General features: G+C 74.2%; 24 protein-coding genes, 1 other RNA gene and 1 riboswitch. Of the genes, 19 read left to right on the forward strand and 6 right to left on the reverse strand.

Annotated elements, in window-relative coordinates:
• Nucleotides 1-13: 13 nt before the first annotated feature.
• Nucleotides 14-373: a hypothetical protein gene (locus tag ABDB74_RS07025; RefSeq protein ID WP_346622824.1), complete on the forward strand. Its 360-nt coding sequence runs from the start codon at nucleotides 14-16 to the stop codon at nucleotides 371-373.
• Between the two features lie 26 nt (nucleotides 374-399).
• A complete protein-coding gene (locus tag ABDB74_RS07030) occupies nucleotides 400-1,119 on the forward strand; it encodes a PIG-L deacetylase family protein (RefSeq protein WP_346622826.1) in 720 nt (239 codons plus the stop codon).
• 60 nt (nucleotides 1,120-1,179) lie between these two features.
• Here the strand turns inward: ABDB74_RS07030 and ABDB74_RS07035 are convergent, their stop codons facing one another.
• Nucleotides 1,180-2,733 (reverse strand): DUF222 domain-containing protein, encoded by a 1,554-nt coding sequence (locus tag ABDB74_RS07035; protein WP_346622828.1) that lies wholly within the window; start codon nucleotides 2,731-2,733, stop codon nucleotides 1,180-1,182.
• Between the two features lie 103 nt (nucleotides 2,734-2,836).
• Here ABDB74_RS07035 and rnpB point away from each other — a divergent pair.
• From rnpB to ABDB74_RS07050, 3 genes are all read left to right on the forward strand, one after another.
• An RNA gene (gene rnpB, locus ABDB74_RS07040) (RNase P RNA component class A) lies at nucleotides 2,837-3,238 on the forward strand.
• 309 nt (nucleotides 3,239-3,547) lie between these two features.
• Complete coding sequence (locus tag ABDB74_RS07045; RefSeq protein ID WP_346622830.1) at nucleotides 3,548-4,324, forward strand: hypothetical protein; 777 nt, start codon at nucleotides 3,548-3,550, stop codon at nucleotides 4,322-4,324.
• Nucleotides 4,325-4,595: 271 nt separating this feature from the next.
• Nucleotides 4,596-4,741: riboswitch (cyclic di-AMP (ydaO/yuaA leader) on the forward strand.
• A 72-nt stretch (nucleotides 4,742-4,813) separates the two neighbouring features.
• Nucleotides 4,814-5,674 carry a LysM domain-containing protein gene (locus tag ABDB74_RS07050; RefSeq protein ID WP_346622831.1) on the forward strand — a complete coding sequence of 287 codons (861 nt, stop codon included), beginning with the start codon at nucleotides 4,814-4,816 and terminating at the stop codon, nucleotides 5,672-5,674.
• A gap of 92 nt (nucleotides 5,675-5,766) precedes the next feature.
• Here the strand turns inward: ABDB74_RS07050 and ABDB74_RS07055 are convergent, their stop codons facing one another.
• From ABDB74_RS07055 to ABDB74_RS07065, 3 genes are read right to left on the reverse strand one after another with little or no spacing between them, the layout of a single operon-like run.
• Nucleotides 5,767-6,810, reverse strand: coding sequence for a Gfo/Idh/MocA family oxidoreductase (locus tag ABDB74_RS07055; protein WP_346622832.1), 1,044 nt, complete (start codon nucleotides 6,808-6,810; stop codon nucleotides 5,767-5,769).
• Nucleotides 6,811-6,844: 34 nt separating this feature from the next.
• The gene (locus tag ABDB74_RS07060; protein ID WP_346622833.1) at nucleotides 6,845-7,549 is read right to left on the reverse strand and encodes a methyltransferase domain-containing protein; all 705 of its coding nucleotides are present in this window, start codon (nucleotides 7,547-7,549) and stop codon (nucleotides 6,845-6,847) included.
• Nucleotides 7,546-8,838, reverse strand: a complete 1,293-nt coding sequence (locus ABDB74_RS07065; RefSeq protein ID WP_346622834.1) for an APC family permease — start codon at nucleotides 8,836-8,838, stop codon at nucleotides 7,546-7,548. The genes ABDB74_RS07060 and ABDB74_RS07065 overlap by 4 nt, the downstream gene beginning before the upstream one ends.
• A gap of 106 nt (nucleotides 8,839-8,944) precedes the next feature.
• Between ABDB74_RS07065 and ABDB74_RS07070 the strand changes: the two genes are divergently transcribed.
• From ABDB74_RS07070 to ABDB74_RS07110, 9 genes are all read left to right on the forward strand, one after another.
• The gene (locus tag ABDB74_RS07070) at nucleotides 8,945-9,604 is read left to right on the forward strand and encodes an A24 family peptidase (RefSeq protein WP_346622836.1); all 660 of its coding nucleotides are present in this window, start codon (nucleotides 8,945-8,947) and stop codon (nucleotides 9,602-9,604) included.
• Nucleotides 9,605-9,795: 191 nt separating this feature from the next.
• Nucleotides 9,796-10,023, forward strand: coding sequence for a Flp family type IVb pilin (locus ABDB74_RS07075; protein WP_346622837.1), 228 nt, complete (start codon nucleotides 9,796-9,798; stop codon nucleotides 10,021-10,023).
• A gap of 95 nt (nucleotides 10,024-10,118) precedes the next feature.
• Nucleotides 10,119-10,529 (forward strand): TadE/TadG family type IV pilus assembly protein, encoded by a 411-nt coding sequence (locus ABDB74_RS07080; RefSeq protein ID WP_346622839.1) that lies wholly within the window; start codon nucleotides 10,119-10,121, stop codon nucleotides 10,527-10,529.
• A complete protein-coding gene (locus tag ABDB74_RS07085) occupies nucleotides 10,517-11,488 on the forward strand; it encodes a pilus assembly protein TadG-related protein (RefSeq protein ID WP_346622840.1) in 972 nt (323 codons plus the stop codon). The genes ABDB74_RS07080 and ABDB74_RS07085 overlap by 13 nt, the downstream gene beginning before the upstream one ends.
• 12 nt (nucleotides 11,489-11,500) lie before the next feature.
• A complete protein-coding gene (locus ABDB74_RS07090) occupies nucleotides 11,501-12,247 on the forward strand; it encodes an RcpC/CpaB family pilus assembly protein (RefSeq protein ID WP_346622842.1) in 747 nt (248 codons plus the stop codon).
• Entirely contained in the window at nucleotides 12,244-13,437 is a 1,194-nt protein-coding gene (locus ABDB74_RS07095) for an AAA family ATPase (RefSeq protein ID WP_346622844.1), read from the forward strand. Before ABDB74_RS07090 ends, ABDB74_RS07095 begins: the two co-directional genes overlap by 4 nt.
• Complete coding sequence (locus ABDB74_RS07100; protein WP_346622846.1) at nucleotides 13,434-14,906, forward strand: CpaF family protein; 1,473 nt, start codon at nucleotides 13,434-13,436, stop codon at nucleotides 14,904-14,906. Before ABDB74_RS07095 ends, ABDB74_RS07100 begins: the two co-directional genes overlap by 4 nt.
• Before the next feature lie 2 nt (nucleotides 14,907-14,908).
• The gene (locus ABDB74_RS07105) at nucleotides 14,909-15,850 is read left to right on the forward strand and encodes a type II secretion system F family protein (protein ID WP_346622848.1); all 942 of its coding nucleotides are present in this window, start codon (nucleotides 14,909-14,911) and stop codon (nucleotides 15,848-15,850) included.
• Complete coding sequence (locus ABDB74_RS07110; protein WP_346622850.1) at nucleotides 15,850-16,752, forward strand: type II secretion system F family protein; 903 nt, start codon at nucleotides 15,850-15,852, stop codon at nucleotides 16,750-16,752. Before ABDB74_RS07105 ends, ABDB74_RS07110 begins: the two co-directional genes overlap by 1 nt.
• A 181-nt stretch (nucleotides 16,753-16,933) precedes the next feature.
• Here ABDB74_RS07110 and ABDB74_RS07115 read toward each other — a convergent pair whose 3' ends face one another.
• Nucleotides 16,934-17,278, reverse strand: coding sequence for a hypothetical protein (locus tag ABDB74_RS07115; protein WP_346622852.1), 345 nt, complete (start codon nucleotides 17,276-17,278; stop codon nucleotides 16,934-16,936).
• 168 nt (nucleotides 17,279-17,446) lie between these two features.
• Here ABDB74_RS07115 and ABDB74_RS07120 point away from each other — a divergent pair, with 168 nt between their 5' ends.
• From ABDB74_RS07120 to ABDB74_RS07135, 4 genes are read left to right on the forward strand one after another with little or no spacing between them, the layout of a single operon-like run.
• A complete protein-coding gene (locus ABDB74_RS07120; protein WP_346622854.1) occupies nucleotides 17,447-18,580 on the forward strand; it encodes a Vms1/Ankzf1 family peptidyl-tRNA hydrolase in 1,134 nt (377 codons plus the stop codon).
• Between the two features lie 25 nt (nucleotides 18,581-18,605).
• A complete protein-coding gene (locus tag ABDB74_RS07125) occupies nucleotides 18,606-18,863 on the forward strand; it encodes a DUF2795 domain-containing protein (RefSeq protein WP_346622855.1) in 258 nt (85 codons plus the stop codon).
• Between the two features lies 1 nt (nucleotide 18,864).
• A complete protein-coding gene (locus ABDB74_RS07130) occupies nucleotides 18,865-19,095 on the forward strand; it encodes a hypothetical protein (protein ID WP_346622857.1) in 231 nt (76 codons plus the stop codon).
• A 1-nt stretch (nucleotide 19,096) separates the two neighbouring features.
• Complete coding sequence (locus ABDB74_RS07135) at nucleotides 19,097-19,480, forward strand: thioesterase family protein (RefSeq protein WP_346622859.1); 384 nt, start codon at nucleotides 19,097-19,099, stop codon at nucleotides 19,478-19,480.
• A gap of 31 nt (nucleotides 19,481-19,511) precedes the next feature.
• Here ABDB74_RS07135 and ABDB74_RS07140 read toward each other — a convergent pair whose 3' ends face one another.
• Nucleotides 19,512-20,555: a LacI family DNA-binding transcriptional regulator gene (locus tag ABDB74_RS07140; RefSeq protein ID WP_346622861.1), complete on the reverse strand. Its 1,044-nt coding sequence runs from the start codon at nucleotides 20,553-20,555 to the stop codon at nucleotides 19,512-19,514.
• 235 nt (nucleotides 20,556-20,790) lie between these two features.
• Here ABDB74_RS07140 and ABDB74_RS07145 point away from each other — a divergent pair, with 235 nt between their 5' ends.
• A complete protein-coding gene (locus ABDB74_RS07145; RefSeq protein ID WP_346622863.1) occupies nucleotides 20,791-21,975 on the forward strand; it encodes an endo-1,4-beta-xylanase in 1,185 nt (394 codons plus the stop codon).
• Nucleotides 21,976-22,116: the final 141 nt, after the last annotated feature.

The raw sequence follows: 22,116 nt of genomic DNA on the forward strand, positions 1-22,116 counted from the left end.
CTACGGTGGACCCATGCGGAAGCCGGGGAACGCGACGTGGCTGGCTGCCCTGCTGGGCGGCTCCGGGGGGCTGCACCTGGTCCGGCCGCGCACGTACGAGTGGCTGGTGCCACCGGAGCTCGGCGACGCCCGGGCGTGGGTGGTGGCCTCCGGCGTCGCCGAGATCGGGACGGCGGCGCTGCTGGCCGCGCCGGCCACCCGCCGGGCCGGGGGCTGGGCCGCCGCGGGCCTGCTGCTCGCGTTCGTGCCGGCGCACCTGCACACGTTCCGGGTGATCCCGCGCGAGGCGCTGCCGCTGGCGGTGGCCACGCTCCGGCTGCCGCTGCAGGCGCCGATGGTCGCCGCCGCACTCCGGGTCGCCCGCGGACGCTGACCCCGTCGTCGCGGCAGACTGCGCCCATGCCGACGAGTCCCCTGCCCGACGACTGGCAGCGCGCCCTGGTGATCGCCGCTCACCCCGACGACATCGAGTACGGCCTCGCGGCCGCCGTCGCCGTCTGGACATCAGCCGGCAAGGAGGTGCACTACCTGCTGGCCACCCGCGGGGAGGCGGGGATGGCCGGCGTGCCTCCCGAGGAGGCCGGGCCACTGCGCGAGGAGGAGGAGCGGCGGTCGGCCGCCGTCGTCGGGGTCGGCGAGGTCGAGTTCCTCGATCACCGGGACGGCGTGCTGGTGGCCGGCCCCGAGCTGCGCCGCGACCTGGCCGCGGCGATCCGGCGGCACCGGCCGGAGCTGGTCGTCACCGGCTACTTCGGTGCCACGTGGACGCCGCCCGGTGTCTCCCCGGCCTCCGTGAACTCCGCGGACCACCGGGCGCTGGGGCAGTCGGTGATCGACGCGGTGGCCGACGCCGGGAACGAGTGGATCTTCCCCGACCTCGCGGAGGAGCGGTGGAGCGATGTGCGGTACATCGCCGTGGGCGAGCTGGTCGACCCGCCGCACGAGGTGGACGTCAGCGGCGTGGTGGACCTGGCCGTGGCATCGCTGTCCGAGCACCGGCGGTACCTGGAGCTGCTGTCGGACGACCCGGTCGAGGAACAGGCCCGGCAGATCGTCGACATGTCCACGCTGACGGAGGACGGACGTCGCCGGGTGGGCTTCCGGCTCTACTGGGGGTAGCCGACGCCGCCGGCCTCGCCCGCAGCGGGCGAGGTCGGCGAGAGCTGGTCACCGGAGGGCTCAGAAGGGTGGTGGGTCGTCGGCCGGGTCGGGTGGTGGTGAGGGTGGCTCGGTGAGGACCCGATAGCCGGGTGGCCGGCTGACCCGGGTGACCCCGCTCGGCGTGATCACGGTGAGTACGCCGTCGTCGTCGAGGGTGTGGGTCCAGTCGGGGGCGAAGGTCTTGAGCCGGTGGTGGCGGCGGCAGAGGCAGCACAGGTTCTGGCACGAGGTCTGGCCGCCGTGGGCGTGCGCGACGACGTGGTCCAGGTCGGCCCAGCCGGCCCGGACGGTGCAGCCGGGGTGCCGGCAGGTGCGGTCCCGCGCCCGCAGGAACCGCTGCTGGACGGGTGTGGGGCGGTAGCGGTCGACCGGGCCCGGCCGGGCCGGCAGGGGGCAGGCGCAGAGCGTGGCGGGGTGGTCGGGGCGGCCGCGGCGGGCCAGCCGCTCGAGTTCTGTGCGGCCGAGGACGGCCAGCAGCGCGCCGGCGGCGTCGGTGATCGCGATGTCCAGGCTGCCGCCGGTCGGTGCGCGCAGCCCGCCGGGGCCGACCGCGTCGAGCTGGGCGAGCAGTTCGCGCAGGTGGGCGGCGGTGATCGGCTCCCCGTCCACCTCCCCGACCGGCGCCGGCGCGTGGGTGAAGGCGGCGGGCAGCGGCGCGCCGGCGGCGAGGAAGCTGGCCGGGGTGAGCGCGGTCAGGGGTGCGACCACGGTGAGGTGCGCGGTCACCGGTGGCCGGGTGTCGTCCCAGGGGCGGAGCATCAGGTCCGCCGCCGCTCCGGCGCGGAGCATGCCCAGCGGCCGGGTGTCGCCGGCCTCCTTGGCCGCGCGGGCGTGCCGGTCGGCGGCGTCCCGGCAGGCGCGGGCCTCGGGATGGGGCAGCAGAGCGCGGAACTCGCTCATCCCGTCCCCGACCGGACGCACCGTCACATCCGCCCCGCGCCGCCGCTGCTCCCGCCGCCGGTCGGCCGCCGCGGCGTCGCGCGCCAGCAGCTCGGCGCGCACGGCTTCCCGTAGCTTGCGCGCGCCCAGTTCGGCGGCGCGGGGCAGGACCGCGGTCTCCATGCCGGCGATCGCGGCCGGGTCGGTGTCGCGGCCGGTGGCGGCGACCTCCGCGGCCATGGCCCGCGCCCGCGCCCAGTCCAGCCGTCCCAGGCTGAGCTCCGCGTGCGTGGCCGGCAGCCGGGTGGTGAGGATCTCGGCGTGCTCGAGCTGGGTGACCGCCGCAGTGCGGCTGCAGTTCTGGATCAGCGCCAGTTCATCGGGCAGGAACTCGCTGACCCCCGGCGGCCCGACCTGCCCGGCCTGTTCCCCACCCGGTGACCGGCCGTCCGGCGCGGGACGGGCGGCCGCCAGGTCCATGACGAGCTCGGCGCGCAGCGCGGCCAGCTTCGCCTCGGCCACCACGATCTGCCCGAGCAACTCCGCGGTCTCCGCCGCGCTGCGGCGGGCCGGCAGCCACCCGCCGAGCGGTTCCTCCCGATCGCAGAAGTCGGGATCGTCGATCTCCCACGGCGAGGGCGCCGTGTCCACCGACGTCACGGTCACCCCGACCGCGAACCCGACCACCGACATACCCGCAGGCTAAGCGGGGGGTACGACACATTCCGGCGCCCCGATCCAGGCCGGTCGGCGACGCGGCCGGACGGGCAGGTCCTAGACTGGCCGGCACGACGGACGAGTCGGCTGGGCGGTCGCGTCGGCGGGGGAGACCCCGTCGCCGAGGAACGTCCGGGCTCCACAGGGCAGGGTGGTCGTTAACGACGACCCGGGGTGACCCGCGGGACAGTGCCACAGAAAACAGACCGCCAGCGCGTGCGCTGGTAAGGGTGAAACGGTGGTGTAAGAGACCACCAGCACGCCGGGTGACCGGCGTGGCTCGGTAAACCCCACCCGGAGCTAGGTCAAGAAGGGGCGGCGGTTCGCCGTCGTCCCGCGCAGGCGTTCGAGGGCGGCCCGCCCGAGCCTGCGGGTAGACCGCTCGAGCCTGCCGGCAACGGCAGGCCTAGATGGATGACCGCCCATCGGGACGCCGCGAGGCGCCCGTGGACAGAACCCGGCGTACAGGCCGACTCGTCCGTCGTCCTCCCCATGATCAGACCTGTCCCCGCAGGTCCCCTCGGCGTGTCACGAAAACGTCATGCGCGCGATCGGGTTGTGCGCGTTCGAGATGGACCGCTCCGGGCATGGAATGCGAAGGCCCGATGGCGGGCCTGGTGGGACGCGGACCTCCCTGGGTCCGTCCACCGTGCTGCCGGGTCCTCCCCGACCCATGTTCTTCCCCGGCGGGAACCGATTCGCCGTCCGCACCACGGGTGGCGGTACCGCACCGTGCCCGATGTCCTCCGCAGCACCGGGAGGGCATGCCCCCTCGGACGAAGGAGTCTCCATGCGCAAGGCGTTCGCACTTCCGACCGTCGCCCTCGTCGCCACCGCCTTCCCGCTGCTGGCCGCGACCTCGGCTTCGGCCGCCGACCACGACGGCAGCTACCAGGCCACGCTGGGTGCGCTCAACGAGTCCGGCGTCACGGGGACCGGCATGGTGACCCTCTCCGGTGACCAGGCCACCGTGACGGTCGAGGCGTCGAACCTGCTCGCCGGCGCGCCGCACGCTCAGCACTTCCACATCGGCGCCCTGGGCCAGTGCCCGACGGCGGACGACGACGCGGACGGGGACGGCATCGTCAGCACGCCCGAGGCCGCGGAGTACTACGGCTCCATCGGCGCGTCGCTGACCACCACCGGCGACACCGGCCCGGACAGCGGCCTGGCCGTGGACCGCTTCCCGACCGCCGAGGGCGGCTCGTACACCTACGAGCGCACCTTCTCGGTGTCGGAGGACGTGCAGGAGTCCTTCGCTGCCGGCAACGCGGTGCTGGTCGTGCACGGCATCGACGCCAACGGTGACGGTGCGTACGACCCGAGCGCCGGGATGAGCCCGCTCGACCCGTCGCTGCCGCTGGAGGCCACCGCCCCGGCCGCCTGTGGCGTCCTCGAGGCCTCGCAGATGGGCACCATGCCCGCCGGCGGTGCCGAGACCGGTGCCGGCTCGACCAGTGGCATCGAGCAGCAGACCGCGATCGGCGTCGGCGCCCTCGCCGCGGCCGGTGCGGCCGCGGCCGGTGTCACCGCCTACCGCCGCCGCCAGGCCACCGACCAGGCCTGATCGCACAGCCCGGTGCACGCCGGGCGGGCGCTGCCCGCCCGGCGCTGCCGCCCGGCGCTGCTCGCCCCGGCCGGATCGGCGGACCGTGCCCCGGGCGCCGATCGTCCGGTGAACGCGGCGCTGCGCGCACGGTCCATGACGCACCGTGCGCCTCTGCGGAGGGTCCCGGAAAAGGTCGGAGTGGTTCCGCTGTCCCCGGTCCGGTCTGCCTAGCCTTCCCACGTCACCCGACCGGGTGACCCGGATGGCCGCCCGCCGAACCTGCCCACGGCCACCGGACGCGTCGACAGAACGGGCAGGCGCGGGGGACCCACCGACCAGTGGCCCTCCGGGGCCTCGGGGTGAAGCCGCACGATGCGGCCGGGCAACTCTCGCCCGAACCCGACAGCTAACTCCGCAGGCGGCGAGAGGGCTCACCACTCCATGCGCACTCGCAACCGCACCCTGGGCCGACACCGTCGTCCCGCCCGCAACCGCGTCATGTCGGCCGTGACCTACCCGGCCGTGGTCCTCGGGGCTGCTTCGGCCGTCACCCTGGGGACGATCGCTCCGGCGTCCGCCCACACCGGGGAGCACACCGTTCGCTCCGGCGACACCCTCAGCACGATCGCGTCCGGTCACGGGACGTCGTGGCGCAGCGTCTACGACGCCAACCGGGCCACGATCGGTGGGAACCCGAACGTCCTGCGGGTCGGGCAGGTGCTCACCATCGGCGGCTCCGGCCCGGCGCCGACCGCCGCCGCGCCCGCGCCCGCGCCGAGCGCTTCCGGCGCGTACGTCGTACGCCCGGGAGACACGCTCGGCAGGATCGCCGCCCGACACGGCATCAGCTGGCAGCAGCTGCACGCCACCAACCGTGCGGTCATCGGTGCCAACCCCAACGTGCTGCGCGTCGGACAGCGACTGGTCCTCAGCGGCGCCACGGCCGCGGCGCCTGCCCCCAGCGCGGCACCCGACCGCGCCAGCCGGTCGAACCGGCCCGCCCCGGCTCCCGCGCCGGCCCCGGCTGCGACCTCCGCGGCCTACGGCCAGTGGGACCCGCACGTCCGCCCCGCCGTCCAGGAGGTCGCCGAGCGGTTCGGCGTCGCACGTGTCCTCACCCGCCCCGGTCACAGCCCCACCGCCGGCCGCGCGGCCGACTTCATGGTCCACACCGACCGGGCCAAGGGTGACGCCATTGCCCAGTACGTGGTCGACAACGCGGCCCGGCTCCGCGTCGACTACGTGATCTGGCACCAGAAGGTCGCCGGTCCGTGGACCGGCTGGCAGTGGAAGGCCATGGCCGACCGCGGATCCCCCACGGCCAACCACATGGACCACCCGCACGTGTCCTTCCTCCCCGCGGGGTAACCGGCCACGGGGGCCGCTGGGCTCCAGGAGAGACGACGAGCGCCCCCCTCCCGGGTTCCGGGCGGGGGGCGCTCCCCGTGCGGCCGTGCTGATCAGCCGATCCCGACCACGACCCCCTCGGTCGCGCTGCGCCGGGCGGCGTCGAGCACGGCCATCGAGGCGATGGCGGCACGCGGGTCGACCGGCACCTGCCCGAGCCCGCGGACGGCGCGGGCGAATGCCGGGTAGAAGGTGTCCCAGGCGCCGTTCTCGGTGGGCACCGGCCGGCCGGCGTCCCCGCGGTGCACGCGGCCCCAGCGCTCCGGCGGCTCGGCACCCCAGGCCGGGCCCAGCGACGCCGGGGTGTGGGCGGCGAGCAGGAGGTCCTCCTGGCCGTCCATGAGGGTGTCGTTGACGTAGCTGCCGGTCGTCCCGGTCACCCGGAACCGGGGCCCCGGTGCACCCTGGCTCCAGCTGCCCGACAGGTGCGACCGTGCGCCGTTCGCATGGGTCACGGCCATGAAGACGTCGTCGTCCAGGCCGTTCTCCCGCAGCCGCCACTCGGCGTAGACCGAGACGGCCGGCCCGAGCAGGACCAGTGCCTGGTCGACGAGGTGGCTGCCGAAGTCGAGCAGCGTGCCACCACCGGCGGCGCCCGGCCCGCTCCCCGGGGCCAGCCGCTCGAAGCGGGACTCGAAACGGACCAGCTCTCCGAGCGCACCCTCGGCCACCAACCGGCGGACGGTGAGGAAGTCGGAGTCCCACCGCCGGTTCTGGTACGGCGACAGCGCCAGGCCCGCCCGCTCGGCGAGCTCCACCGACCGGCGGGCGGCGTCGGCGTCCAGCGCGAACGGCTTGTCGCAGACCACCGCGAGCCCCAGCTCCAGCGCCCGGTCGGTCAGCCCGCTGTGCGTGGCGGCGGGCGTGGAGATCGCCACCGCCTCCGCGCCGGCGTCCTTGAGCTCCTCCAGGGAGGCGAAGGCCGCCCGGCCGGGTGCGTCCTCGGCCACCAGCGCCCGGCGCTCGGGCGACGTCGTCACCACCCCGAGGAAGTCGATCTCCGCCGCGGCTCCCAGCAGCGGGGCGTGGAAGTACCGGCCGCCGAAGCCGTAGCCCACCAGGCCGGCGCGGACAGGAGGCATCTGGGTCGTGGTCACCGGGCGATTCTGCCTGCCGTCCCCGGGCTCCCCGTCAGGCGGCGACGGCGGTGACGAACGTGCAGATCCCCTCGCCGGAGTCCGCCCGGTGGCGGATCCCGATCAGCCAGAGCAGGGCGGTCTCGATCCGGTGGGCCAGCCGGCGCCGCCCCTCGTACCAGGTGCTGCCACCGGTGGTCACCTCGACGTCCCGGAACCCGGCCAGCCGGACGTGCTCGGTCAGCATCCAGTCCGGGAGGATCGAGATGTGGCCGGGCTGGTGGTAGTGCCCCGGCCCGAAGATGAACGGCGCGCCCCGCAGGAACATCTTCAGCCGGGAGTGCGGGTGGGTGATGTTCGGGGTGCTGACGACGAGCCGGTCACCGGGCCGGAGCAGCGAGCGGATCGAGCGCAGCACCTGCCGCGGGTTCTCCACGTGCTCGAGCGTCTCGACGCACATCACCAGGTCGAACGGGCCGCGGGTCTCCTCGGTCCACTCCGGGTGGTCGAGATCGAGGCGGTGGATCCAGTCGTGCGGCGGGTCGAGATCGGTGGGCACGACGTCGAAGCCGGCGTCCCGGAGCCGGCAGGCCAGCGCACCGCAGCCGGCACCGACCTCGAGGATCCGGCCACCGTCGGGCAGCGCTCGCCTGGCCAGCTCGACGGCGTACTCGTGCACTCCGGGAGCGGCGTGCACGCCGTGCCCCTGATACGTCCCCGTTGCTGCGGTCCGGGTGGTGGTGCCCTCGTCGGCGGTCACCCTCGGGAGTCTGGCCCACCAGCGGCCGGTCCGCCCGGTCGCCGACCGCCGGACCGCCGCAGCCGGAGCGCCCGCAGCGCGACGCCCGCGGCCAGGACCAGGATCCCGGTCACCACCGCCTGCCACAGCAGCGTCGCGGCGAGCACCAGGCAGCCCACCGCGCCGAGCACCTGCAGGGCACGTGGCCAGCGCCGGTGCTCGGCCGGCTGGGTGAACGCCGCCAGGTTCGCGACGAGGTAGTAGAGGAGCACGCCGAACGAGGAGAAGCCGATGGCGTCGGCCAGGTCGACGACGAGGACGAGCCCGCAGACGACGGCGGCGAGGGCGAGCTCGGCGTGGTGCGGCACCCGGAAGCGCGGATGGACGGCGGCCAGGACCCGGGGGAGGTCGCCCTCGCGCGCCATCGCCAGGCTGGTCCGGCCGACGCCCGCGACCAGCGCCAGGAGCGCACCGAGGGTCGCCGCCGCGGCGCCGACCCGGACCACCGGCTGCGCCCAGTCGGCGCCGGCGGCCTCCACCGCGGCCGCCAGGGGAGCGGTGGTCGCGCCCAGCGGCCCGGAGCCGAGCACGAGCAGCAGCATGACGGCCACGGCCGTGTAGACGGCGACGGCGATGCCGAGCGCGAGCGGTACGGCCCGGGGGATGGTCCGCCCGGGATCCCGGACCTCCTCCCCGAGGGTCGCGATGCGGGCGTAGCCGGCGAAGGCGAAGAAGAGCAGCCCGGCGGACTGCAGGACGCCGTACCAGCCCGCGTCCACCCCCTCGGTGAGGCGGCCGACGTCCGGCCGGCCGCCCGCGAGGCCGGCGCCCACGGTCACGGCGAGCACGACCACGACCACGCCGACGAGCAGCTTGGTGAGCCCCGCGGTGCGCGTGATGCCGCGGTAGTTCACGGCGGTGAGGGCCAGCACCGCGGCGACCGCGGCCGGCCGGCGCCAGTCGGGAGGCACCGCGTAGGAGGCGAAGGCCAGCGCCATCGCGGCGCAGCTGGCGGTCTTGCCGATCACGAACGCCCAGCCGGCCAGGAAGCCCCACCAGGGACCGAGCCGTTCCCGGCCGTACACGTAGGTGCCGCCGGCAGCGGGGTACTGCGCGGCGAGCTGGGCCGAGGCGGTGGCGTTGCAGTAGGCGACCACGGCAGCCAGCGCCAGCCCGAGGAGCAGCGCCGCCCCCGCGGCCCGTGCCGCCGGCGCGAACGCGACGAACACCCCGGCACCGAGCATCGACCCCAGCCCGATCAGCACCGCGTCGGCCGTCCCCAGCCGCCGGGCGAGCACCGGACCGCTCACGAACCGCTCCTTCCGCCGCCGGCCGCGTTCCCGCGGAGCTCCCGGGCCGGGCGCGGGTGCTGTGCGAGGCTGCGGAGGTGATCGTCCCGCGCCCCTCCGCGCCCCGGTGACCGGGGTCGCCGTCGCCGTGGCGGCGGTGTCCGGGCTGCTGGCGGGGTTCGCGGTGAACCGCGCCGCCGGGGCCTTCCCCTGGGGGGCGACGGACGGCCCGCGCGCCCGGTTCGCCGTCCGGCCGCCCCTCCTCGAACTGGCGACCGCGGCGCTGTTCGCCCTCGTCGCCCTCCGCCTCGGTGCCGCCTGGGAGCTGCCCGCCTTCCTGGCCGTGACGTCCGCCGGGGTGCTGCTCACCGTGATCGACCTGCGCGACCGGCTGCTGCCCAACCGGGTGATCGTCCCGGCCGTGGGCGCGACGGCCGCCCTGCTCACCCTGGCGGCGGCTGCGGAGGGAACGTGGCACCCCCTGCTCCGGGCGGGGCTGGGGGCGGCCGTGCTGTTCGCGCTCTACCTCGTGCTGGCGTTGATCTCGCCGCGGGGTCTCGGCATGGGCGACGTGAAGCTGGCCGGGCTGCTCGGTCTCCCGCTGGGCTGGCTCGGCTGGGGCGCCGTCGCGCTCGGGGCGGTCGCCGGGTTCGTCGTCCAGGCGGTCCTGGCCCTGCTGCTGCTGGCCGGACGGCGCATCGACCGGAAGGCCGAGCTGCCGTTCGGGCCGGCGATGCTGCTCGGCGCGGCCCTCGCCGTCGGCTGGAGCGGCTCGCTCCTCGGCTGACCCGGGCCCCTGGGCCGGTGACGGTGCGTGACCGGCGTTCGCGGATGGCCCCCCGCCGGAGGTCCGGCCTCATCGGATCGGGTGAGGCTCGCTCAAGTCGCGCTCTGTTCTGCACGACAACTCTCCCCAACGCCACGAAGCCGGATCACCCCGATCCGGATCTCGACGGCTCACAACCGAGGGAGCACCGAATGATCAACGCCTACGCCACCCTGGCCAGCCTGGTCGCGTTCGCCCAGGACCGCCTGAAGAACGAGGAGAAGGGCGCGACCGCCGTCGAGTACGGCCTCATGGTCGGCCTGATCGCCGTCGTCATCATCGGCGTCGTCGCGACGCTGGGTGGCCAGCTGGCCGAGCTGTTCGCGTCGGTCAGCGAGGAGCTCCCGGCCGTCACGACCACCACCACCACCGGGGGCTGACCACTCGCTGCTGCGCGGCGACGTAGCGGTTCCGGCGCAGCGGCCCTCGTCCTGGGGGTCGCTGCGCCGCTGCACGAGAGAGGCGGTGGACCGGGATGAGGGGACGACTGCGCGACGAGCGCGGCGCCAGCGCGGTGGAGTTCGCTTTCATCGTGCCGCTGCTGATCGTGCTCGTGATCGGCATCGCCGAGTTCGGCCACGCCTTCCAGGTGCAGGGCACGTTGTCGGCCGCCGCCCGCGAGGGGGTGCGGGCGATGGCCCTGCGCAACGACCCGGTCGAGGCCCGCGACGTCGTCCGGACCGCGGCCGCGTCGCTGTACCCGGCGGTCACCGACGACCAGATCGACATCGTGATCGTCGGCGGCACGGCCGGGACCTGCCCCACCACCGGCGCCGGCGACACCGCCGTCCGCCTCACCATCACCTATCCGAAGCCGTACCTGACCGGGTTCTTCGGCGCGGAGATCGAACTCACCGGAACGGGGGTCATGCGATGCAACGGCTGACCTCCCGCGCCCGGCGCCGGCTGGCGGGCGAGCACGGCGCGAGCGCCGTCGTCCTCTCCCTGCTGATGGTCCCGCTCCTGGGCTTCGCGGCCATCGCCGTCGACATCGGCGCGCTCTACGCCGAGCGCGCCCGGCTCCAGGTGGCGGCCGACGCCGCCGCCATCGCGGTCGCCCAGGACTGCTCCCGCGGCAACTGCGGGGACATGCTGGCGACCGCCCAGAACCTGATCACCCTGAACCACGGTCCGGGCACGGCGTCGTACCCGGTGCTCAGCAGCGACCCGCTGAGCGTGACGGTGGAAGGCAGCACCCCGAAGGAGCACTGGTTCGCGCCGGTCATCGGGCACGACTCCAGCCAGGTCGCAGCCACGGCCACGGTCGGCTGGGGAGGCCCGAGCCAGGGCACCGCGGTGCTGCCGCTGACCTTCTCCTGGTGCTCGTTCAAGGCCCAGACCGGCGGCGGGCTGCCGTCGACCGAGACCCATCAGACGATCATGTTCAGCAAGTCCGACGGCGTCGGTGGCTGCACCGGCCCGTCGGGGAACTTCGTGCCCGGTGGCTTCGGGTGGGTCGTCCCCGACGAGGGCAGGTGCCACGCCACCTCCGCGATCGGGCAGCGGCTCTTCTCCGACACGGGTGTCTCCCTGCCGGCCGGCTGCGCCGAGGCCGACCTCGAGGGGTGGCTCGGCCGGACGGTCCTGCTGCCGCTCTTCGACGAGTTCGGGGACGGGGGGAGCAACGGCTGGTACCGCGTCTACGGCTACGCCGCCTTCACGCTCACCGGCTACGCCGTCAACGGCTCGATCTCGAGCGGTCACAAGGTCTGCGGGCCCGGCACCAACTCCAGCGACCGGTGCGTCACCGGCTACTACACCCGCTTCGTCGAGCTCTCCGACGACTGGAACTACAGCCCGGACGCGCCCCAGCTCGGGGCCTCGATCCTCCGACTGATCCGATAGGGGCGCCCACTCGTGAGACGTCGATTCCTGGCCGCCGTGGCGGCCCTCGCGCTCATCGCCGTCGGCACCGTGGTCCTGGTGACCTACGTGCGCGGCGCGGAGGCCCGCGCCTACGCGGGTGTGCAGACCATCGAGGTACTGGTGGCCGATGCGCTCATCCCTGCCGGCACTCCCGGCAGCGCACTGGCCGACCTGGTGAGCACCGAGGTGCTCCCCGCCAAGGCCGCGTTGCGGGGGCGGGTCACCGACCTCGCCGCGCTGGCCGACCGCGTCGCCACCGTCGACCTCGAGCCCGGGGAGCAGCTGCTCGCCAGCCGGTTCGAGCGGCCCGACCAGCTGCAGGCGCCCGGAACGGTGCCCGTGCCCGAGGGCATGCAGGAGGTCAGCGTCGTCCTGGACCCGCAGCGCGCCGTGGGCGGCCGGCTGGCCGCCGGCGACACGGTGGGCGTCTTCGTGTCCATGAGCGGTGATGCCGGTGGGACCACCCACGCCGTCCTGCACGAGGTCCTGGTCACCCAGGTGCAGGGGGCGCCGGCACCGCCGGCGCCGCCCGCCGACGGGACGGTGCCGGCCGCCTCCGCACCCGTCCCCTCGGGCAGCCTCATGGTCACGTTCGCGGTCACCGCGTCGCAGGCCGAGGCCGTCGTCTTCGCCGCGGAGCACGCCAGCATCTGGCTGTCCCTGGAGCCGGCCGGCCCCGACGTCTCCCGCACCCAGGTGATCACCCCGGACACCATCTACGGAAAGGCCTACTCATGAGCCGCGTCGTCCTGGCCGGAGCGGGCGAGGACCTGGTCCTCCGCGTCAAGGAGGCCACCGCCGGCGACGTCCACGTGCTGCCGCCCGGCCGGCTGCCCAGCGACCCGGCCCGGCTGTTCGAGCAGCTGCTCGACGACGAGCTGCCCGACGTGCTCCTGGTCGGCCCGCACGCGCCGGCGCCGGAGGTGCTGACCCTCGCCGCCCGGCTGGACGTGCAGAGCCCCGGGATCACCGTCGTCCTGATGGCCGACCCGTCGCCGGAGATGCTGCAGGCGGCGATGCGCGCCGGCATCCGCGACCTGCTCCCGCCCGACGCCGGCGTGGCCGAGATCGCCGCCGCCGTGGAGCGCGCCGGGCACGCGGCGGCGGGCCGCCGCCGGGTGCTGCGGCCGGCCACCGAGACCGACCGCTACGCCGGCCGGGTCATCACCATCGCCTCGCCCAAGGGCGGCGTGGGCAAGACGACCGTCTCCACCAACCTGGCGATCGGGCTGACGGCGGCGGCGCCCCAGTCCACCGTCCTCGTCGACCTCGACGTGCAGTTCGGCGACGTCGCCTCGGCGCTGAGCCTGACGCCGGAGTACACCCTGCCCGACGCCGTCCACGGCCCGGCCAGCGAGGACACGATGGTCCTCAAGACCTTCCTCACCCAGCACCCCAGCGGGCTGTACGCCGTCTGCGGGTCGGAGTCGCCGGCGGCCGGCGACACGATCACCGGCGAGGACGTCAGCCGGCTGCTCGCCTCGCTCGCCCGCGAGTTCCGCTACGTCGTCGTCGACACCGCCCCGGGGCTGTCGGAGCAGACCCTGGCGGCGCTGGACCGGGCCTCCGACGTGATCATGCTCTCGAGCATGGACGTGCCCGGCGTGCGCGGGCTGCGCAAGGAGCTCGACGTGCTCCGGGAGCTGTGCATGATCCCGGCCGGCCGGCACGTCGTCATGAACTTCGCCGACCCCAAGGGCGGCCTGACGGTGCGCGACGTCGAGACGACGATCGGCACCGGGATCGACGTCGTCCTGCCCCGCTCGATGTCGGTCCCGGCCAGCACCAACCAGGGCGTTCCGATCCTGGAGAGCGGCGGCCGCCGCGACCCGATGGTCCGGGAGCTGCGCCGGCTGGTGTCCCGCTTCTCCGCCACCCCGCTCATGAAGTCCAGCCGCTACCGGGCCAAGCACCGGGCCGCGTCGTGAACCTCGCCCAGCGGCTGGAGGCCCTGCGCGGCGGGCCCGAGGCCGCCCCGGCCCGGCCGGCCGCTCCCGTCCCCGACGCCCCGGCGCCCGGGAGCACCGCGACGCCGGTGGCCGGCCCGGCTGTGCGGCCGGTGCCGGCCACCCGGGCGGCCGTGGCACCGGCCCCGGCCCCGCCGACCGACGCGCTGGCGCGGCTCAAGGACCGCGTCGGCAAGGCGCTGTTCGAGCGCATGGGCAGCCGGATGAACGACCCGTCGCTCAGCGAGAGCCAGCTGCGGTCGATCGTGCTGAAGGAGCTCGACGAGGTCGTCGAGGAGGAGAACGTCCCCCTCAGCACCGACGAGCGCCAGCGGCTGACCGCCGAGCTGGCCGACGACGTGCTCGGCTACGGGCCGCTGCAGCGGCTCCTCGACGACGACGCGGTCAGCGAGATCATGGTCAACGGCCCGGACGCCATCTACGTGGAGCGCAGCGGCAAGCTCCAGCGCACCCCGACGCGCTTCACCTCGGAGGAGCACCTCCGGCGGGTCATCGACCGCATCGTCTCCCGGGTGGGACGCCGGATCGACGAGTCCTCGCCGCTGGTCGACGCGCGGCTCGCCGACGGCTCCCGCGTGAACGCGATCATCCCGCCGCTGGCCTTCAGCGGCTCCACGCTCACCATCCGCAAGTTCGCCAAGGACCCGTTCACCGTCGAGGACCTGATCGGCTTCGGCACGCTCACGCCGGAGATGGCCGAGCTGCTGCACGCCTGCGTCGAGGCGCGGCTGAACGTGATCGTCTCCGGCGGTACCGGTACCGGGAAGACGACGCTGCTCAACGTGCTGTCCTCGTTCATCCCCGAGGGGGAGCGGATCGTCACCATCGAGGACGCCGTCGAGCTGCAGCTCCAGCAGGACCACGTGGTCCGGCTGGAGTCGCGGCCGCCCAACATCGAGGGCAAGGGGGCGGTGACCATCCGCGACCTGGTCCGGAACTCGCTGCGCATGCGCCCGGACCGGATCGTGGTGGGGGAGTGCCGCGGCGGCGAGAGCCTGGACATGCTGCAGGCGATGAACACCGGCCACGACGGCTCGCTGTCCACCGTGCACGCCAACTCCCCGCGCGACGGCATCGCCCGCCTCGAGACGCTGGTGCTCATGGCCGGCATGGACCTGCCGCTGCGGGCCATCCGCGAGCAGATCGCCTCCGCGGTCGACGTCGTCGTCCAGCTGACCCGGCTGCGCGACGGCACCCGCCGGGTCACCCACGTCACCGAGGTCCAGGGGATGGAGGGCGACACGGTCACGCTGCAGGACGCGTTCCTCTTCGACTACTCCGCCGGCGTCGACGCCTCCGGCAGGTTCCTCGGCAAGCCGGTGCCCACCGGCGTCCGCCCCCGGTTCACCGACCGGTTCGACGAGCTGGGCATCAGGCTCTCACCGCGGGTCTTCGGGGCGGCCGAGCCGACCGGTGCGCCGAGGTGGTGACGGTGCCCGCGACCCTTCTCCTCCTCGGCGTCGGAGCGATCTCCGCGGCCCTGTTGATCCTCGCCCTCGTCGTCCTTCCCGGCGGGCCCTCGCGGGTGCCGCTGGCCCGGCTCGACCCGTCCGTGGCCCCGCCGGCCTCCGCCCTGGCCGGCGCGGGGGCGGCGGCCGAGGCGGCGGTGGAGAAGGTGCTGCTCAAGCGCGGCCGGCTGGCCGCCGGGGCCGCGGCGCTGGAGCGCGCGGGCATGGCGACGACGCTGCCGAACTTCGTGCTCGCCGTCGGGCTGACCACCGTGCTCGCCGTGGTGACCGGCGCTCTCCTGGCGGGCCCGCTGCTCGCCGTGCTGCTCCTGGTGCTGGTGCCGTTCGGCGCCAAGCTGCTGCTGGGCTTCCGCGCCGGACGACGGCAGGCCGCCTTCGCCGATCAGCTCGACGACTCGCTGCAGCTGATGTCGAGCAGCCTCCGCGCGGGGCACAGCCTGCTCCGGGCGGTGGACTCGGTGTCGCAGGAGGCCGAGGCGCCGACGTCGGAGGAGTTCGCGCGGATCGTCAACGAGACCCGCGTCGGCCGGGATCTCAGCGACGCGCTCGACGAGGTCGCCGAGCGGATGGGCAGCGACGACTTCACCTGGGTGGCGCAGGCGATCGCCATCCACCGCGAGGTCGGCGGCAACCTCGCCGAGGTGCTCGACGCCGTCGGGAACACCATCCGCGAGCGCAACGCCATCCGCCGCCAGGTCAAGGCGTTGTCGGCCGAGGGCAAGCTCTCCGCGGTCGTCCTCATGGCGCTGCCGTTCGGTGTGACCGGCTTCATCTCCGTCACCAACCCCGGCTACATCGCGAAGTTCACCGAGAGCCTCGTCGGCTACGGGATGCTGGGAGCGGCGGCGCTCATGCTCCTGGTGGGCGGCCTGTGGCTCAAGAAGACCGTGAAGATCCAGTTCTGATGAGCATCGTGCCCGCCTCCGTCCTGCTGGCCGCGATCGCCGTCAGCGGCGCCGTCGCGCTCCTCGGCTGGTCCCTGCTCGCCCGCCCGGGGGCCGGGACCGTGCAGGTGCGGGACAACCTGCTCCGGGGCATCGACGTCACCGGCCCGGCCGGGCGTGGCGCCCGGACGGGGTCCGGCCCGCTCTCCCGGCTCACCCGCGGTCTCACCCCGCGCGGCACGGTGGCCCGGCTCGACCGCCTGGCGGGACGGGCCGGTCGTCCGGCGGCCTGGCCGGTGCCGAAGCTGGTGGCGGCCAAGCTGGTGCTGGGCCTGGTCGCGGCGTCGCTCGGGCTGCTGGTGGCGACCTCCGGGCCGAGCGTGCTGACCGTCCTGGTGGCGGCCGTCGCGACCGTCGTGGCCTACGTCGTGCCGGAGCTGCTGCTCTACAGCCGCGGGCAGGAGCGGCAGCAGGCCATCGCCCTCGAGCTGGCCGACACGCTCGACCAGATGACCATCGCCGTGGAGGCGGGGCTCGGCTTCGAGTCGGCCATGGCGCGGGCAGGCAGCAACGGCAAGGGCCCGCTCGCCGAGGAGCTGGTGCGCACGCTGCAGGACATCGCCGTCGGGCAGCCGCGGCGTCACGCCTACCTGGCGCTGGCGGAGCGGACCGGGGTGCCCGACCTGCGCCGGTTCATCCGCGCCGTCGTGCAGGCCGACCAGTACGGCGTCTCGATCGCCGACGTGCTGCGCACCCAGGCGGCGGAGATGCGGCTCAAGCGCCGTCAGCGCGCCGAGGAGAAGGCGATGCAGATCCCGGTGAAGGTGATCTTCCCGCTGATCCTGTGCATCCTGCCGACGCTGTTCATCGTGCTGCTGGGGCCCGCCGTCATGGACATCGCCGCCGCCTTCAGCGGGCCATGACCGGTGTCGTCCTCCGGACGACACCGCGGCCACGTGCCGTCCCCCGGCTGAGCTGAGCCCGTCCGTCGTCCCTGCGTGGACCCCTCCGGGGCCCACTCGGGCCGCCCCTGCGCCGAATGCGACGAACTCGTGGCCATCAGCAGCTGATGACCACGAGTTCGTCACATCCGGCGGGCCCGTGTCAGCCGGTCGAGCGGGGCTGCGCCGGGTTCGTGGGGTCACCCTGGGACGGCGGGTTCATGGCCGGCCCGGTCGTCGCCTCGGAGACCTTCGACCCGCCACGCGCGTGCGAGGGGTCGTCGGCGGCCGACGCGGCCGGGTCGCCGCCCGACGGCTCGGCGCCCTCACGGAGGGCCTGGAGCCGGTTCTCCATGATCGTGACGACCTGCACCCGGTTCGCGTGCGCGCGTTCGTACTCGAGCACGGTCTGGAGGCCCTGCTCGTCCAGGGTCCGGATCCGCGCGGCCAGTCCCTCCACCGGCAGGTGGTCGTAGTCGGGCAACGGCAGCTGATCGTGCTCTGTCATCCCTCGTCCTCTCGGCGGTTCCTTGTCGCCGGACCGCCTACCCCCGGCTCCCGGAAACGACACCGGGTGTGAGCCGGTGGCCGGTGGGTAGGCGGCGACGGCGGGATTCGCCACGACGGTGATCCCCCTCCGAACGCCCCCGATCGACCGAGGAGTTGTCCCACCGACATGGACGTGTCCTTCCTGGAGCCGGTCTTCGCCGCGCCCGGGCCCTACGCCACGGTCTGCGCCGACGTGACGCACACCAACGAGAACGCCGACACGGAGCTGGACCTGCGGGTGCGCGCGCTCACCGAGCAGCTCACCGAGCAGGGCGCCCCGGAGCAGGTGGTCGAGGCCGTGCGGGCCCGGCTGCTCGAGGGCAACGAGGGCGGCGAGGCCGGCACGCTCAAGGGGCGCGCGGTGATCGCTGCCGCCGACGGCACGGTCGTGCTGGACGAGGTGCTGGCCGACGCGCCGGCCCGCGAGACCGCCGAGTGGTCGCCGCACCCCGACCTGGTGCCGGTGCTCAAGCAGCTGGCCGGGCGGGTGCCGCACGTCGTCGTCGTCGCCGACCGGGTGGGCGCGGACATCACCACGGCCGGCCTCCCGGGCCGGCCGGACCAGGAGAAGCAGGTGGAGGGCGACACCTTCCACATGCGGAAGGTCAAGGTCGGCGGCTGGGCGCACAACACCTACATGCACACCGCCGAGAACCAGTGGGAGGAGAACGCCGGCCTGGTCGCCGACGAGCTGGAGTCCCAGGCCCGTCGGCTGCCGCTCCGGTTCATCCTGATCGCCGGCGACGTGCGGGCCCGGCAGATCCTGAGCGACAAGGCGCACGCCGCGTGGTCGGACCTCGTCGTGACGACGGAGGAGGGCGGCCGTGCCGCCGGCGCCGACCGCGAGCCGGTGGAGCGGCGGACCGCCGAGCTGATCGCCGAGCACGAGGCCCGCGACATCGCCGACGCCGTCGAGAAGGTGCAGGCCGCCGGAGCCCACGGGCTGGCCGTCACCGGGACCGAGGCCGTCGTCGAGGCGCTGCGCAAGGGACAGGTGGAGACGCTCGTCGTCACCGAGGCCCGGGACGACGACGCCACGCTCCTGGTCGGCGACAGCCCGCTGGAGCTGGGCGTCAAGCAGCAGGACATGGACGCCCTCGCCACCCACGGGGAGGTCGTCCCCGCCGGGTCCGCGCTGCTGGCCGCCGCGGTGGCCAGCGCGGCCGGGGTCCTCGTCGTCCCGGAGGCGGCGCTGCCCGGCGACGAGCCGGTGGCTGCCATCCTGCGCTACACCGACGACTCCACCCCGTCCACCTCCTGATCCCGTCCACCGAAGGAGAACTGTCGTGACCGACCCGCACCAGCCCGGCACCCCGTCCGGCACCAGCGAGCGCGACATCGAACGGCGTGCCGCTCTCGCCGAGTCGCTGGGCAAGGAGGTCTGGCCCGCCGACCGCGACGCCCTGATCGCCAAGGCGCAGGAGGGGCCGGCGCCCGACCGGGTGCTCTCGGACCTGCAGCGACTGCCGGCAGGGCAGCGGTTCGAGAACGTGCAGCAGGTCGCCGAGGCGCTGGGCCTGGGCACCGAGCAGCAGCGGTTCTGACGTGACCACGCAGAAGAGGCCCAGCCCCGAGGCGCTGGACAACGTCACCGAGGACAACATCGAGACGAGGTCCCAGCTCCTGCCGGAGGAGGCCGCGCTCCAGGGCAGTGGCATGGAGGAGGTCGCCGCCGAGGTCATCCTCGCCGAGTCGGAGGAGCGGACGGTGCATCCCGATCCCGACGACGCCCAGGGTGCGCACCGGCAGTCGGCCGAGACCGCGGACCAGCCCTGACGTGCGGCACGAGCACCCGGTCCGGCTGCGCTGGTCGGACCCCGACATGCTGGGCCACGTCAACCACGCGAGGGCGCTGAGCCTCCTGGAGGACGCCCGGCTGGCGCTCGGTGACGACCACACCGGGGGCGGGCTGATCCTGGCCCGTCTGGGGGTCGACTACCTGCGCCAGCTCTACTACCGGGTCGGTGAGGAGCTCTGCGTGCACAGCTGGGTGACCCGGATGGGCACGAAGTCCTTCACGATGCGGCAGGAGCTGGCGCAGGACGGCGAGGTCGCGATCCGCGCCGACGTCGTCCTGGTCGTCTTCGACTTCGCGGCGAACGCCAGCCGGGCCATGACCGACGGCGAGCGTGCCCACTGGAGCCGGTACCTGGAGGGCTGAGGGCGCTGGGGGGCGACGGACGAGGCCCTCGCTAGGGCCTCGTCCGGCCGTCGGACCGCGCGTCCGGCCGGGCGGTGCTGTCCCGCACCACCAGGCGGGTGGCCAGCTCCACCCGGGGGCTCTCGATGCTGTCGCCGTCCACCATCCGCAGCACGGTGCGCACTGCGAGCATCCCCATCTCCACGAGTGGCTGGTGCACCGTCGTCAGCGGCGGAGAGGACCAGCGGGCCTCGGGCAGGTCGTCGAACCCGACCACGCTGACGTCCTCCGGCACCCGCATGCCCCGGCGGCGGATGCCTTCGTAGACGCCGAGGGCCATCTGGTCGTTGGCGGCGAAGACCGCGGTCGGGGGATGGGCCAGCGTGAGGAGGCGGTCCGCCGCCCCAGCTCCGGACGCATAGCCGAAGTCGCCCTCCACGACCAGCTCCGGGTCGTAGGGCAGGCCGGCGGTCTCGAGCCCCGCCCGGTAGCCGTCCAGGCGTGCCCGGCTGGACCAGAGGGTCGGGAGGCCGGCGACGAAGGCGATGCGCCGGTGCCCGAGGCCGGTCAGGTGCTCGGTCGCGCTGAGGCCGCCGGCCCAGTTGGTGACGCCGATGGTCGGCACGTCCAGGCCCGGCACACCGGCCGGATCGACGACGACCGCCGGCACGTGCAGGCTGCGCAGCTCCGAGTGCAGGTCGGGATCGAGGTCGCTGGTCACCAGGATGGCGCCGTCACTGGCGCGTGCACCGAGGTTGTCCAGCCACTCCCGGGCGTCGCTGGCCCGCCGGTGGATGGCGGTCACCACCGTGCCGACCCCGGCTGCGTGCGCCGCCTCCTCCACGCCGCGGATGATCTCGACCGCCCAGGGGCTGTCGAGATCGTTGAAGACCAGGTCGACCAGCCGGGCCCGGCCCGGCGGGCGTCCGCCGCGCCGCTGGTAGCCGTGGTCGCGGAGGAGTTGCTCGACGCGCTGCCGGGTGTGCGGGGCCACGTCGGACCGCCCGTTGAGCACGCGGGAGACCGTCGGGACCGAGACCCCGGCCGCGGCGGCGATGGCCGCGATCGTGACCGTGCGGGCCTGCTCGTCGGGCAACGGAGCTCCTCCTCGTCGGGTGGTCAGCCTACGGCGGGAGGGGCTGGACGGTGGTTGCCCGCCGTCGGGTACCACCCACCCGGGAGGTCGGCCGGCTACGCGGGGCCGCGCGACACGCGACCTGACGAGCCACCTCGCACATCGCCCTTGACGGCCCCGATGTGAACTTCGTAACGTCTCGGCACCATTTCCGGAAGTTACCGGAAGCGGCATGACGCCGAGGAAAGGTCCCAGAATGCGCTCTCTCAGGTTCGGTTCCGGCGCGGTCACGCGCAGCGCGGCGGCACTGGGCGTGCTGCCCGTCGTCCTGGCCGCCACCGTCCTCCCCGCGGCCGCGGGCACCGACAGGGCCGCAGCCCCGCCGGTCCACGCCCAGGAAGACCGGTCCTACGGCCAGGCGAAGAAGCACGGTCTGCGCACCGTCACCCCTGACGACCTGGTCATCGGGACCGCCGCCGCCGGCGGGGGACACCACCTCGACGCCGGTTACCCCGACCCGTTCACCTACGACTCCACGTACCGCAAGATCCTCGCCGCCGAGTTCAGCTCGGTATCGCCGGAGAACCAGATGAAGTGGGACTTCATCCACCCGGAGCCGGGCGTCTACAACTTCGGCCCGGCCGACGCCATCGTCGACTTCGCCGAGGCCAACGGCCAGGTCGTCCGCGGGCACACCCTGCTCTGGCACAGCCAGCTGCCGTCCTGGGTCACCTCCGGCGACTACACGGACGACGAGCTCCGGGCCATCCTCAAGGACCACATCCAGACGGTGGTCGGCCACTTCAAGGGCCGCATCCAGCAGTGGGACGTCGCCAACGAGATCTTCAGCGACCCCTGGAACGGCCCGATCACGCTCCGGCAGGAGAACCCCTTCATCCAGCAGCTGGGCCCCGGCATCATCGCCGACGCGTTCCGCTGGGCGCACGAGGCCGACCCGGAGGCGAAGCTCTTCCTCAACGACTACGCCGTCGAGGACATGGGTGGCAAGAGCGACTTCTACTACGAGCTGGCGAAGGAGCTGCTCGCCGAGGGCGTCCCGCTGCACGGCTTCGCCTTCCAGGCGCACCTGGACCTGCAGTACCCCTTCCCGGCCACCCTGGACGAGAACATGCAGCGCTTCGACGACCTCGGCCTGGAGACGGCGATCACCGAGCTCGACGTCCGGTTCACGCTGCCGGAGAACGGCGTGCCCACGGCGGAGCAGCTGGCCGAGCAGGCGGACACCTACCAGGGGGTCCTCGAGGCCTGCCTGTCGGTCGAGGACTGCAACTCCTTCACGATCTGGGGCTTCAACGACAAGTACTCCTGGGTCCCGAGCTTCTCGGCGGGCCAGGGGGCGGCGACCGTGATGTTCGAGGACTACGAGCGCAAGCCCGCCTACTACGCGCTGCGCGAGGCGCTCGCGGCCGCGCAGGACTGACACCGGCACGGAGCCGGCTGTCGCTCGAGCTCCTCGGCCGGTTCCCGTGGCCTCACGGGGGCCGGCCGAGGCCCGCCGGCGTGCTCGGTGGCGGCCCCTTCGGCCAGGATGCCGGGCATGGCCTTCTTCGAGGGTTTCCAG

Origin of the sequence: Blastococcus sp. HT6-4 (assembly GCF_039679125.1) — a bacterium.
In the GTDB taxonomy this organism is placed as follows: Bacteria; Actinomycetota; Actinomycetes; order Mycobacteriales; family Geodermatophilaceae; genus Blastococcus; species Blastococcus montanus.

Bases quoted from the DNA above. Each gene is read 5' to 3' on its own strand.
- ABDB74_RS07045 (WP_346622830.1), top strand. From the start codon at position 3,548: ATGCGCAAGGCGTTCGCACTTCCGACCGTCGCCCTCGTCGCCACCGCC.
- ABDB74_RS07035 (WP_346622828.1), bottom strand. From the start codon at position 2,733: ATGTCGGTGGTCGGGTTCGCGGTCGGGGTGACCGTGACGTCGGTGGAC.
- ABDB74_RS07030 (WP_346622826.1), top strand. From the start codon at position 400: ATGCCGACGAGTCCCCTGCCCGACGACTGGCAGCGCGCCCTGGTGATC.
- ABDB74_RS07120 (WP_346622854.1), top strand. From the start codon at position 17,447: ATGGACGTGTCCTTCCTGGAGCCGGTCTTCGCCGCGCCCGGGCCCTAC.
- ABDB74_RS07110 (WP_346622850.1), top strand. From the start codon at position 15,850: ATGAGCATCGTGCCCGCCTCCGTCCTGCTGGCCGCGATCGCCGTCAGC.
- ABDB74_RS07085 (WP_346622840.1), top strand. From the start codon at position 10,517: ATGCAACGGCTGACCTCCCGCGCCCGGCGCCGGCTGGCGGGCGAGCAC.
- ABDB74_RS07080 (WP_346622839.1), top strand. From the start codon at position 10,119: ATGAGGGGACGACTGCGCGACGAGCGCGGCGCCAGCGCGGTGGAGTTC.
- ABDB74_RS07075 (WP_346622837.1), top strand. From the start codon at position 9,796: ATGATCAACGCCTACGCCACCCTGGCCAGCCTGGTCGCGTTCGCCCAG.
- ABDB74_RS07025 (WP_346622824.1), top strand. From the start codon at position 14: ATGCGGAAGCCGGGGAACGCGACGTGGCTGGCTGCCCTGCTGGGCGGC.
- ABDB74_RS07115 (WP_346622852.1), bottom strand. From the start codon at position 17,278: ATGACAGAGCACGATCAGCTGCCGTTGCCCGACTACGACCACCTGCCG.
- ABDB74_RS07095 (WP_346622844.1), top strand. From the start codon at position 12,244: ATGAGCCGCGTCGTCCTGGCCGGAGCGGGCGAGGACCTGGTCCTCCGC.
- ABDB74_RS07145 (WP_346622863.1), top strand. From the start codon at position 20,791: ATGCGCTCTCTCAGGTTCGGTTCCGGCGCGGTCACGCGCAGCGCGGCG.